Annotated in this window: 8 protein-coding genes; 2 read left to right on the forward strand and 6 right to left on the reverse strand. The window is 37.8% G+C overall.

All coding sequences use genetic code 11. From position 1 onward, the window contains the following. Positions 1–362 precede the first annotated feature (362 nt). Positions 363–1,382: a LacI family DNA-binding transcriptional regulator gene (locus CPT03_RS08225; RefSeq protein WP_172954150.1), complete on the forward strand. Its 1,020-nt coding sequence runs from the start codon at positions 363–365 to the stop codon at positions 1,380–1,382. Positions 1,383–1,463: 81 nt separating this feature from the next. After that, a complete protein-coding gene (locus tag CPT03_RS08230; RefSeq protein WP_099438403.1) occupies positions 1,464–2,492 on the forward strand; it encodes a phosphotransferase enzyme family protein in 1,029 nt (342 codons plus the stop codon). A gap of 13 nt (positions 2,493–2,505) precedes the next feature. Here the strand turns inward: CPT03_RS08230 and CPT03_RS08235 are convergent, their stop codons facing one another. The 6 genes from CPT03_RS08235 to CPT03_RS08260 form a co-directional block, all read right to left on the reverse strand. Continuing rightward, positions 2,506–5,166 carry an outer membrane beta-barrel protein gene (locus CPT03_RS08235; RefSeq protein ID WP_099438404.1) on the reverse strand — a complete coding sequence of 887 codons (2,661 nt, stop codon included), beginning with the start codon at positions 5,164–5,166 and terminating at the stop codon, positions 2,506–2,508. Positions 5,167–5,225: 59 nt separating this feature from the next. Further along, the gene (locus CPT03_RS08240; RefSeq protein WP_099438405.1) at positions 5,226–7,277 is read right to left on the reverse strand and encodes an alpha-galactosidase; all 2,052 of its coding nucleotides are present in this window, start codon (positions 7,275–7,277) and stop codon (positions 5,226–5,228) included. 8 nt (positions 7,278–7,285) lie between these two features. Next, a complete protein-coding gene (locus tag CPT03_RS08245; protein WP_099438406.1) occupies positions 7,286–8,485 on the reverse strand; it encodes an SGNH/GDSL hydrolase family protein in 1,200 nt (399 codons plus the stop codon). A gap of 8 nt (positions 8,486–8,493) precedes the next feature. Continuing rightward, on the reverse strand, positions 8,494–9,828 hold the full coding sequence (locus CPT03_RS08250) for an alpha-L-fucosidase (protein WP_099438407.1): 1,335 nt from the start codon (positions 9,826–9,828) through the stop codon (positions 8,494–8,496). A 659-nt stretch (positions 9,829–10,487) separates the two neighbouring features. Next, positions 10,488–12,113 (reverse strand): NADP-dependent glyceraldehyde-3-phosphate dehydrogenase, encoded by a 1,626-nt coding sequence (locus CPT03_RS08255; protein WP_099438408.1) that lies wholly within the window; start codon positions 12,111–12,113, stop codon positions 10,488–10,490. 33 nt (positions 12,114–12,146) lie between these two features. After that, complete coding sequence (locus CPT03_RS08260) at positions 12,147–13,520, reverse strand: MFS transporter (protein ID WP_099438409.1); 1,374 nt, start codon at positions 13,518–13,520, stop codon at positions 12,147–12,149. Positions 13,521–13,552: the final 32 nt, after the last annotated feature.

The following is a 13,552-nucleotide window of genomic DNA, read 5'->3' on the forward strand; positions in this document are numbered from 1 at the left end:
ATAGACTATATCATCAATCGTTAAATCAAAAGCATAAAAAAAACACGCAAACGTTTGATATTTTATCAATATAGCCATTTTTTAAAGCTGCGATTAAAAATTATCAGTCGGCGATTATCAAATCTCAACAGTTTTTTTCAAAATCCTGCACTCGTGACTTTTTTTCGAATATTAATTGCTTTTTTTTACCCAACAGCCGTATTTTTGTAGCGGATACACCAGCCTTAGCAATAGAAATATTAAATATTTTACAGGCAAACGTTTGCGCGAATTTATACGTATATTGGTCTAAATCAATTAATAAAACAGTTTTTTATTAAAATTGTAAGGTTATTCAAAGTTTATTATAATATTTGACCATAATGTCTGATAAACCAACAACTATAAAAGAAATTGCAAAGATCCTCAAGATTTCGGTATCAACCGTGTCAAGGGCATTAAATGATCATTCAAGCATCGGATTAACAACAAAAATGCGTGTTAAGAAACTTGCCTCAGAGCTCAACTACGAGCCAAACCAAAAGGCAATCCAGTTTTTACACGGAAAATCATTTATTATAGGTGTTATATTACCAGAACTATCAGAATCTTTCTTTTCTACTGCAATAAGCGGTATAGAAGACATAGCCTACAAAAGAAACTATACGGTATTATTGGCTCAGTCGCACGATGATGCTGAAAGAGAAAAGCTGTTGGTAGAGAAAATGAAAACCCAACGTGTTGATGGTTTACTTGTATCTGTATCGAAAACTACAAGTACCTATGAACATTTTGAAATATTTAAGCGACTAAACATACCGGTAGTATTTTTCGACCGTATACCTCCTATTAAAGATATACACTATGTAGCCTCTAATTTGGAAACAGGAACATACGAAGCAGTAAATTTCCTCTTAAAAAAGGGCCACCGTACCATTGGAATGATAAATGGTCCAAATACATTGGTTGCCAGCCACGAAAGAAAAGAAGGTTACATTAAGGCAATGCTGTCAAACCGTTTAAAATTTGACCCAACCTTAATCATCAACTCAGATCTAACAGAAGCCGGAACTATTGAAGTGATGGACAACATGCTCAATCACCGCCGAAAACCTACTGCTATTGTAACATTTAACGACTATGTGGCGCTATTTGCCATCAGATATACCAGATCTATTAATTTAAACGGGATCGATTTTGTTAGCTATGCTAACCTACCCATTATCAACTACATGGACTATACCCCAATAGCCTCTGTAGAGCAGTTTCCTTACAAGCAGGGCAAAAAAGCAGCTGATATCCTTATCGATCTTATAAACAAACCTAAAACCGAATCAGGTGCCGACCAAGCTTTCTTTAACGTAGTTGTAGAGTCTGTACTTGTTGTAAATGAAACCAAGTAATTTTGCGCAATCGTTTGCACACCAGTTTAATAAACTGAATTAATTAGGTTTGGGTAAAACAATCATAATTCTATTAAACGCATGTTCGAAAATATTTTACCATTGTATGGGCTAAACTCTGATAAAGCTACCGTGAAGTTATTTGGCGACGGGTTAATTAACCATACTTGGAAAGTAACTACCGATACCCAAAATTATATATTACAAAAAGTAAACAACGAGGTATTTAAAATGCCTAAGGATATTGACAGAAACATCTCACTGATAAAGCAATATCTGGACGTAGAATATCCCAACTATTTGTTTGTATCTCCTGTTAGCGATTTAAAAGGAAGATCTCTTTTAGATACCGAAAGTGGCTATTACAGATTATTCCCTTTTATAGAAGGCTCAACCTCGCTTAATTCCTTAACCAATAAAGAAGAAGCATATGAGGCTGCAAAGCAATTTGGCAAGTTCTCTAAAATTCTTGATGGTTTTGATGCAAAACAACTCAGTATTACCATCCCCGATTTCCACAACCTGGAATTAAGATATAACCAATTCCTTACAGCTTGCGAAAATGCATCTGCAGAAAGACTCGAAAAAGCAAAGGATAGCATTGCCTTTATTACAGCGCATAAAGGAATTGTTGATACTTATATAAAAATCGTTACCAACAACGAAATACCTTTAAGAGTAATACACCACGATACAAAAATAAACAACGTATTGTTCGATGATAAGAATAATGGGTTATGTGTAATAGATCTGGACACTGTAATGCCCGGCTATTTTATTAGCGATGTAGGTGATATGATGAGAACCTATCTTGCTGAGGCCAGCGAAGAAGAAACAGATCTTTCGAAAATAAGCATCAGAAAAGAATTCTTTAACGCTATTTACGATGGCTATATGGAAGAAATGAATGATGTACTTACAGAAACTGAAAAACAATACTTTACTTATTCAGGTAAGTTTATCATTTACATGCAAGCCATCCGCTTTTTAGCCGATTACCTGCAAAACGACGTTTACTATGGTTCAAAATACGAAGGCCATAACTTTAACAGGGCGCTGAATCAGATCCAACTTTTAAAAGAGTACATAAAATTAGAAGGAGAGCTATAGCTCTCCTTTTTAATTATTTAACAAACTTTTCTAAATTCATAGAAAACGTAGCCATAAAATACCTGGTTATTTGTTTACTTCGGTTTTCAACTATTGTATTGTCAAATACTGTTCTGAATAAATTGTTTCCCTGGTTCAGCAAATCAGCAACCCTTAAATTTACAGAAGCCCGGTTATTCTTAAAAAACGACTTATACACGCTTGCATTAATCAACAAAGGATTGTTGGCACCCATAGTGTAACCACTTGTAAAACTCTTTGAAACATCTACAGATGTATTAAATGATTTACGTATTTTAAATGAACAATTCATATTAAAAGACAAGCTTTCAAGATTAGGAGGCCTAAAAGTTGAATGACTGTAATTGTTTTCACTGTTCGAGTATGATGCCCCGGCACCACCTGATAATGACTTCAATTGAACATGTAAGTTCACATTCTGAGAATAAGCAAGCCCTTTGTTATTGTTTTTTATATTATCGGTAAAAATTACCGCGTTCGAAAGCGCAACATTTCCCGCTATCGAAACAACAAATTTCCGCTCAGCAAAAGGCAAGCTGGCATTATAACCGCTATTAATATTATAATTACCATTTACGTTTACAAAGCGTGTTTCCTGCTTTAAACTATTCAAAGTATCCTTAATCAGAATAATATTATTCGCCACCTGATTTTGCATTGCATATGCACCAAAACTTACCTCCAATGTTCTTCCGCTAGTTAAACCAAACAAGCTATAATTAATATTGGCCGAATGGTAAAATGATGTTTTCAAATCGGGGTTCCCAATAATTACATTTTGCAGGTTTCGGGTATCAGGCACAGGCTGAAGCTGATCAAACCTTGGTGCATAACTACTCCCGTTATAATTCATATTTATAGACTGTGTTTTGGTAATCACATAGCTAAAGTTTGCTGATGGAGATGAATTAAAAGTTTTTTGATTAATCTTATCCGTCCGTCCTTCATAACTGCCCGTTAGCGCACTTGGCTGTAGTGAAAAACCAATACTGTAATTGATTTTATTTGAACCATACCTATAGCCGGCCCTTATGCTATGGTTTATAAATGTTGAAGTATATACATTGCTTAACGAATCAATAAAACTTATTTTGCCGGCGGCATCTCTAACCCTAGTTTCTAAGGCATTATTATTAGAGGTCAAATTAAATGAATAAGAAAACTCCAGGCTCTTATGTATTGTATCAGTTGTTTTATTTAAAGGAATTGAATAGTTCAAACCAGTATTTAATCCCCTATCTGCATTTCGGGTTTCAACCAGCCTGTTTAGTAAAGAATCCTTAATTTTTTTATTCGTTGTTTGATCATAGTAATCAATATCAGTAAGGATATCCTGATCGTTTCTGGAACCTACTAACCTTGCCGATAAATTAAACGACAATCGGCCTCTTTTATCTTTACCATCTTTCTTTTTGCCTTTAAATCCCCAACTCACATCTAGACTTAAATTTGGGTTATTTTGCTTATTGCCACTGCTGGTAAATAAATCCTGACGGATTACCCCTGTTTGCAAAGATGACGAAGTATTTTCTGAATTGGCTTTTGACAAACCACCTGCAAGGTGCACATCAAAATACTCCCCAATTTCGGTACTTGAAACAGCCATACTCAAACGATGGGCAGCATTTCTGGAATTATTTTTACTCTCATTTACACTATTAATAGAACCCAGACTATTAATACTTTCCATGTTACTAAAATTTGTGTTTTCAATAGTACCACCACCCAAATTATAATGAGATCTTAAATTAAGTTTTTTGGCTATGTTATTAGCAAAAGTTGCAGAACCAGCTATACCTTTATTAATCAAAGCAGCATTACTTGTATTATCAAGTGCAGCATTTATCCCTATTTGTCTGGCACCTTTCCACAAGTTACCGTTGCCATTTAACCCATAAGCATTACTGGTTGCAGCACTGGTGCTTATGTTTGCAAATGTTCCTTTGTCTTTTCCCGGTTTAGTAACCAGGTTAAGAATCTTTTTTGGCTGTCCTACTTTTATCCCTGTAAAATTGGCTTCATCACCATAATCATCAATTACCTGAATGTGCGAAAATATGCTCGATGGCAATTTTTTAATAAACTCAGCTACATTACTGGTAAAAAAATCTTTGCCATTTACCCTAAGCTTGGTAAGCTCTTTGCCCATTGCAGTAACCTTCCCATTATCACTTACAATCATGCCAGGAAATTGCTTTAACAGGTCTTCAACGTAATCACCTTCTCTTATAACAAATGCTTCGGTATTGTACTCAATGGTATCTTTCATTACCCTAATGGGCGTAATTTTTCCCTTAATTACCACCTCATCAAGCATGTTTGATGCTGTTTTTAAAACAATATCGCCAAGGTCAAATTGATTTTGGTCATCTTCAAAAGTAATGTCTGATGCATACGCCTTATATCCAATACTGCGCACCATCAAATCCAGGCGTTTCACTGTAATATTGGCTATAGAAAAGCCACCATCCTTATCAGCAATTGCGGTCAGCGTATCCTTACCTGCAATTACCCTGATATGAGATCCGGGGATTCCCTGATTAGTACTGTCTTTAACACTACCTTTAATTGTACGTTTTATTTGCGCTGTTAATTCCTGATTCGAGAGCGTACAAATAAATACAAGCAAAAGAATAATTCTCTGAGCGTTCAAATTACTTCAATATTATATCTATTCGGCGATAAATATAATACATTAAACCTATTACTAGGTTAGCGCAAAGCTATTTTGATAATTGCAGCATCAGCACCATTTAACTCGTACTTAAGTACTTTATTGATCTTCAAATCTTTGCCCGAAAACAGTTCTTTTGCCTGGTACGATGAATTTTTAATCCCCAATCTATCCAGCGGAACAGTAAAAAGTTTCTTTTTACCATCAAAGTTTAAAACAGCCATATATAAGCTACCATCAATCTTTCTAACAAATACCTCGTTAGCCTTGTCTCCGGTATTTCCGTTTAGCGGCATAAAAGCAACTCCCGATTTTGGAATAGCCAACAACTCCTCATTCTGCAATAGTTTTTTAGCGGTTTCATTCCACACACCTGCTGCCGAAAAATCATCACCTAATATTAAAGTTCCGGTAATAAGGCCCGATGTTAACCTTGCCCTGTTAGCCCCCTCCTTTTCACTGGCAAACACAATATGATCAGCATCAACATAATTGTAAACATAGGTTTGCCACCAGCCATAATTAACACTATTTAAAGTATACTCAGTATCCTTTATGGTTTTCCAGGCATCGCAGGCAATGCGTTTAATGTGTGCATACCTACCAGTAGCTAAATTGGGAGATATAGCAGCATACACAAGCATTTGCCCATCCATCCTGTTAATAAGATACTCCATACCAACCCTATAAGCCTGCATACCTGTAGTAACAGATTTATCGTAAAAACTATCAGATTCGGCGGCTGCATGTCCTAAAAAGTCAATCTTGATCATTTTAAAACCACAAGTCTTTAGCTTATCGATAATATAGTCTATCCTTTTCTTAGTTCCCGGATGAGTAGGATCAAGTGCCCTGGCACCATCAAAATCATGATAAGCATTACCAACCTTAGTCCACATCTCGCCAAATTTATACTTGCTGCCCTCGGCCTCTCTCTCGGCTCCTCCTTTAAAGCCCCAGTCTGTAAATGGTGCCCAATATACACCGGGTTGCAAACCTTTGGCTTTGCAGTAATCAGCAAATTCTTTCAATTTGCTAAAATCGCCACGCATACCACCGGTAAAATTATCCCAAAACGAGTCAAGATCAATATATGCAGTTTCGCCATTTCTAAACTTCGGAAGCTCATTGGCAAAGAAATCTACGTTCTTTATTGCCTTGTCATAGGTAAGTTTTTCTTGTATCACGCCCCAGCTGTTCCATCCAAAAGGCACAGGCTTTGTCCAGTCAAAAACAAAAGGAGGTTCTGCTATCCTGTTTGCCTTGCCATAAGCTTCTAAACCGGTCCGCCAGTCAGAAAAATAACCTACAAATATCTTAGGCGATTTCACAACCGAGCCAGAAATTGAACCATGAGCGCCGTTGTCCCTTGTAACTTTCTGATCGGTATATCCACCCCAAACACACAAGTCCGACAAGTCATCATTCGTTCCTCTGGTAAGCACCCCTGTTTTCCAAATCAAATGCTCAACAGAGCCAACTATCAGGCCTTTTCTACTGTGGTTTTCGTACACTGCACCTACCTCAGCACTAGTATTTTCTACCGGCGTTACCCCAATCGATTTAGCGTTATACCTAATAAAAGTATCGTTATCAAAAGGTACAAAAAGCGTCCTGTTATCGCCTTTGGCATAAATACTGGCCTTTTTACTTACCAATGGAGCCATATAATTGCTACTAATATTGCTTCCTTTTAAAGCCACTTCAGTAAAAAAATAATCATGACCAGGATAAACAAAAAATACCTGTTCCATTTGTGGCAAACCACTTTTAGTTAAAGCTATTGTATATTTTTTACCAACGCCAAACTTGTCTTTAACAGCTGTTTCTGCATATTTAATCAGCTCATAATCTTTACTGCTTATAAGTTGCTCCTTGTTTTTAACAACAGCATAAGCATCAGATATTATAGTTCGTTTATTTGCAAATACCTCGTAAGTGCCCGAATTCAGATCGTATACAATCTCCGATGCTGTTCCGTAAGCAATATTAATAAAGCGAGGGGTATTACTCCTTTTGTTATAAGAAAAACCATCAACAAAAGTTACAAGCAATACAAAGATTGATAATAGGGATACACGTTTACACATAATGGGTGTTAATTAACTAAAAAATTAACTATCCTGCAAGCGGTTCCATTACTGTTTTGATTCTTTTCTGTGCTGATGCTAACTTTTAAAACATGATCAGCATTTTTTAAGTTGGCCCCAAGCAAAATATACCAGGGCAAATGTAACGATTGGCTCCATTGCGTAAACAGATTAACCTGTTTTTCAGGGCCACCATCAATTGAATAATTTAATATACCTGCGTCAGATCCTGATACAATTGCCATTCCGATGGCGTTGCCTTTAAATTTTAATGTAAAAGACGATCCGGCGGTGGTACTAACCAACATGGGCACTTTCACAAACCCTGGGCGTGTACCCAATCCATCTGCCGGTATCCAGCTTTTAACCAGCTCCCAGCCCCTTTTATCAAAGGCATTTTCAATGTTTAAATACCTGCCACGTGTAAAGCTCCCTTTATTAAGCAAAACGGGCAATTTTAAGGCCTTTTGTTTTTTAATGCCCTGCTTATTTAAAGATGCAAAGTTCGATGATAACAGATCTTTTATAGCCTCAAAATAAAGCTCCTGCCCAAATGGAGAAGGATGCAGATCTTTAAAATCTTTTTCCCAGCTAAACTCATTATTTGCAAGCTTATCCCTTATTGCTTTAGCCAGATTAATTGACGGCAGTTGATAATAACCGGCAATAAGCTCATGGTTGGCTACCGATGTTGGTGTAATGCCAGAGTTGTACTGTTTAGTTTTATCAGGATCGGCAAACGACATCAGTACAATGTCCATAAAAGGGTTGCTGGTTTTGGCATGCCTCACAATACCTTCAAGCGAGCACACCTGCGTTATACTATCAGTTCCGTTAACCTGGTCGTTAACTGCTGCCTCTAAAAAAAGCAGGTCAACCTTACCAGAATCCAGCACATCCTGACCCAGCCTAAAAGTATGCGGCAGGCTACCTAACGAGGGAATACCTGCCGCAATAAAATGGAATTTAGTAGCCGGAAAGCGCTCTTTTAAATAAGCACATACCTTGTTTCTCCAGCCATCATTGTAAGTTATAGAACCTCCTAAAAAAGCCACAGTAGCATTTTTCTTTACAGAAATAGCAGCGTAAGCATTTGCAAGTCCTTTGCGTTGGGTAATATAGTTGCTAAATGGTAAAGTTTTATTTTGCCCAATAACCTGGGCGCTGCAAATTAAACTTACTAAAAAACAGAGTATTACCTTTTTCATTTTAATAATTATTTAGCGTCAGAAGAACTTTGCATTTTTAAAGTCCAGGCATATTTACAAGGCAATTCGGCCGGTAGTTTTACAACAACAGATCCGTTGCTTTTAGTCCACTCCAATGGCTTATTTACGCCAAGCATATAAACCTTTGAACCATCTTTTGGCTGCACAGCAGTTAAAACCAGTTCATTATTATCAGCCTTGTTAAATATAGCATAAGTAGTTTTACCGTCATTACTTTTCGTAAATCTGATATTATCACCTTGTTTGTAAGTTTCTAAACCTTTGGTAGCATAAATAGCTTGTTTATTCACATCCAGCCACTTACCCATTTCACCCAAACGCTCTACACTTGGTGCAGGTATCTCACCTTCGGCAGTTGGGCCAACATTTAACAGGTAATTACCACCTTTAGCGGCAACATCAACAAGATTATCAATAAGTACCTGGGCCGATTTCCAGTTATGATCGTACTTAGCAAACCCCCAGTTGTTGTTAATTGTCATACAGCTTTCCCAATAATCCTGAGAATTGGTTTTTAAAATCTCTTGTTCCGGAGTTCCAAAATCGCCGGCAGCATCCTGGTATTTGTTCATTCCCTCCATACCGCCACGGGCTTTGCCAATACGGTTGTTTATAATTAAAGAAGGTTTAAGGTTGCGCAAATAGTTATAAAGATCTTTGCCTTGCTCCTCAGTCCATTCCCCAATCCACTCACCATCAAACCATAAAATGGTAGGATCGTATTTTTTAATCAATTCTGCCAGCTGAGGTTTTAAATACTCATCTCTGTACTTATTAAAATCAGGTTTTACATCAGGTTTTTGCTTAGGGTTAGCATTTGGCTGATGCCAATCCATAATAGAATGATACAATCCGAATTTAATTCCGGCAGCTTTACAAGCCTCAGAAAGTTCCTTTAAAATATCTCTTTTAAAAGGAGTAGCATCCATAATATCATACTTGGTTACTTTACTGTCCCAAAGGCTAAAACCATCATGGTGTTTAGATGTGATAACGATATACTTAGCGCCAGCCGATTTAGCAATCGCTACCCATTTCTTAGCATCAAACTTTTCAGGATCAAACTGAGCAGCATACTTTTCATATTCAGCAGTTGGGATATTATGAGTTTCCATAATCCACTCAGCCCCACCACTTTTTCCGTTATATTCTCCGGCTGGAACAGCATATAGTCCCCAGTGAATAAACATCCCGAAAGTATCATCAGTCCACCATTGCATACGCTTATTTTTAGCCGCTGCAGGTTCTTTTAGGTAATTTTTTTGTGCAAATACCGAAACTGACATAACCAGCCCGGCAATAAGCAAACTTAACTTTTTCATACATTTAGTAATTTGGTACAGCAAAGAAAAGGATATTGACACTTAATAATTCTATTATTATGTCAATTCATTAAGCAATATTAGCACGTTTCATTAGAGTAATGATGAGATTGATGTTGTTTGAAGCGATCTTGAGTTGTAGTCAAATTTGTGGTAGACTTTTTTCCCGGTCTTAACTAGCTTAATACTCAAAAATCATTTTAAAACCATATAAAGCGCATAATGTGTCTTATTATGCATAATCCGTTAATAAGTGCTGTAAAACGCCTAAAGCGCAAAAGCGCATTTAAATTTCTTATATATTTAATTTTAGAATTAATTATTAAAAAAATTAGATTGAATTTGGCTTAAGTCCAGATTGGGGGAAAACACGTTTTTCAGCCTATACTATAGTCGCTTTTTGCACCATGCTCAAACGGACCTTGTACGGCCCTCGTTCGACCAGAGTCGAATATGTATCGAACCAAGGAGGTGCCAGGCCCGAATGACCTGAACCTCCCAAAACAAACGCAAAAAAATAATTATCCAGGCGTATCTTCGTCTGTAATGATCATAAAAGTTTTATTATCAGTTTGCTCAATGGTTATTTTATAGTCTGGAAACTCCATGCCCAGGTTTTGCTGCATAATGGTCTAGAAATGACGACGATTAAACTATCTTTAAAATAAATACTTTGTGCTCAAAAAGTTAGAGCTATTGCTATCAACAATTGCATTTATCAGGTGCTTGTTATTTTCGTTTAGCTTGGTAGCTACCAATGATCTTATAGAAAATGATCTTAAAGCATCAACTACAGAAAGCGTACCTTCGGCACTATCTTTTCTGCCGGTAAACGGAAACACATCAGGGCCACGCTGGCACTGACAATTCACATTTACCCTGCTCACCTGATTTACCAAAGGATCAATCAGTTCTGCAATTTCCTCATCGTCATTACTAAAAATACTTACCTGCTGGCCATGCGTAGATTCAATTAAATACTCAATTGTTTCTTCCAGATCATCAAAAGGAACAACAGGGATAACCGGGCCAAACTGCTCTTCGGTATATAGTTTCATTCCTTTTTTAACTGGATAAACTATTGCCGGGAACACAAACGACTCATTTGTTGCACCACCGTTTTCGTTCATTACCTGGGCACCATGGGCAATTGCATCAGCTATACACTCCTGTATATAAGCAGGTTTGTGCTGCTCAGGTAAAGGAGTTAAAGCTACACCACTTTGCCATGGCATACCAAATTTAAGCTGAGCAACGGCTTCTGATAGTTCGTTTAAAAACACATCGGCAAGGCTGCGATGAATAAATACAATTTTTAAAGCCGTACACCTTTGTCCGTTAAATGATAAAGAGCCCAGCACGGTTTCCTGTACTGCTAACTTAACGTCGGCATTGGCAGTTATAATTGCCGCATTCTTAGCATCTAAGCCCAGTATTGCACGTAAACGGTTTACCTTAGGATGTAACTTTTTAAGCTCATTGGCAACCTTACTAGAGCCAATAAGGGTTAACACATTGATCTCGCCCGATTTCATCAGGTCAGGAATAATTTTATTACCGCGACCATATATGGTGTTTACTACACCTTTCGGAAAACAGTCTCTAAATGCTTCCAACAACGGATAATGCAATAATGTACCATGTTTAGGTGGCTTGAACAACAACGTGTTGCCCATTATTAAAGCAGGAATTAAGGTGGTAAAAGTTTCGTTTAATGGATAGTTAAAGGGTCCCATACACAAAACTACGCCTAATGGCGAACGCCTGATCTGAGCTACAATACCTTGTTCTATGCTAAATTTAGACGACTGACGGTCTAAATCTTTCAGCGCATCAATGGTTGCATAAATATATTCTACCGTGCGGTCAAATTCCTTAACAGAATCTGCATGAGATTTACCAATCTCCCACATGAGCAGCTTTACTACTTCGTTCTTTTTTTCAATAATTCTGTGCGTAAACTTCTCTACGCAGGTAATTCTATCGGCAACGCTCATGGTAGGCCATTCGCCTCTGCCATTGTTATAAGCGGTTACTGCAGCTTTAAGTGCTTCGGCCGCTTCGGCTTCATTACACAACGGATAGGTGCCAATTACTTTGCGCTTTAACCCGCTTGGGGTTTTAATGCAAATTGGCGACAACACTTCATGCACTTCGCCACTCCACGAATGCATTTTTCCATTGCTTAAATATTCTCGTTGATGAACCTCGTGGGTTAGCCTAAATTCCTCAGGAATCTCGCTTTCAGCAACAAAAATAGAGTCAAGGTGATCTTTAAAAGTCATTAATATATAGTTAGAGATTAAAATAGTTACAGACTAAAGATCGGTAATTACCTTGTACTTAGGCACCAATGCTTTCATCATTACCCAGGCTACCAGATAGGCTACGGCGCAAATGGTAAACATAATTGTATAACCTGTTTCGATATGCCCTAATGCTTTGTAGTAATCAAATAATCCTCCGCCCAGCTTTGTCATAACCACTCCGCCAAGGCCTCCAAGCATACCACCAATACCTACTACTGAGCCTATGGCTTTTTTAGGAAACATATCTGAAACTGTGGTAAACAAGTTTGCCGACCAGGCCTGATGGGCCGATGCACCAACTCCTATTAACAAAACCGGCATCCAGAATGATATATGGCCCAAAGGCTGGGCAGCTAGTACAACCAGCGGGATTACGGCAATCATGAGCATTGCTTTCATACGGCCATCGTAAGGTTCATATCCTTTTTTAATAAAATACATAGGGAACCAGCCACCGCCAATACTGCCAACCATGGTCATACTGTACAATACGGCCAAAGGAAGCATAATCTGGGTGTCTACCATACCGTACTGATCTTTCAGATAAGCCGGTAGCCAGAACAAGAAAAACCACCACACACCATCGGTCATGAATTTACCAACCGCGAATGACCAGGTTTGTCTGTAGGTAAGCAGTTTAAACCAGGATACTTTCTTTTCTTCAATTACACCTTCGTTATTTACAACCGGGGCTTCGTCGTTATCGGATTTTATATAAGCAAGTTCCTCGGCCGATAGTCTTTTCTGATCTTCTGGTTTATCGTAATATTTATACCAGAAAATAAGCCACAAAAAGCCAATTGCACCTATAAATAAAAAGGCGGCTTCCCAGCCCCATTTTGCGGCAATAAACGGAACGCTTAAAGGTGCCAGTACAGCACCAATATTGGTACCACCGTTAAAAAATCCGGTGGCAAAAGATCTCTCTTTTTTAGGAAAATACTCGGCAGTGGCTTTAATTGCAGCCGGAAAATTCCCTGCCTCACCAAACCCTAATACTGCCCTTGCAACCATAAACCCAACTATAGAAACTGAGGCAACGCCGATACCCATAAAACCAAGCACGGTAGATATACTTTGTCCTATTGGAATAGCAAAGGCATGTATAACCGCACCTATAGACCATATAATGATGGCCCAGGCATATCCTTTTTTGGTTCCAAGTTTATCTATTATCCGCCCGGCAAAAAGCATTGATATGGCGTAAACAAATTGAAAAACAGAAGCAATGTTTGCGTAATCGCTGTTGCTCCAGCCAAAAATCTCTTCCAGATGTGGTTTTAGTAAGCTTAATACCTGTCTGTCAAGATAATTCACAGTAGTTGCGAAAAATAATAGAGCACAGATAGTCCACCTGTAGTTACCTACTTTTTTGTCGTTCATTATATTTGGTTTAGTATTTGGTTGTGTTATTT

Origin of the sequence: Pedobacter ginsengisoli, assembly GCF_002736205.1 — a bacterium.
In the GTDB taxonomy this organism is placed as follows: Bacteria; Bacteroidota; Bacteroidia; order Sphingobacteriales; family Sphingobacteriaceae; genus Pedobacter; species Pedobacter ginsengisoli_A.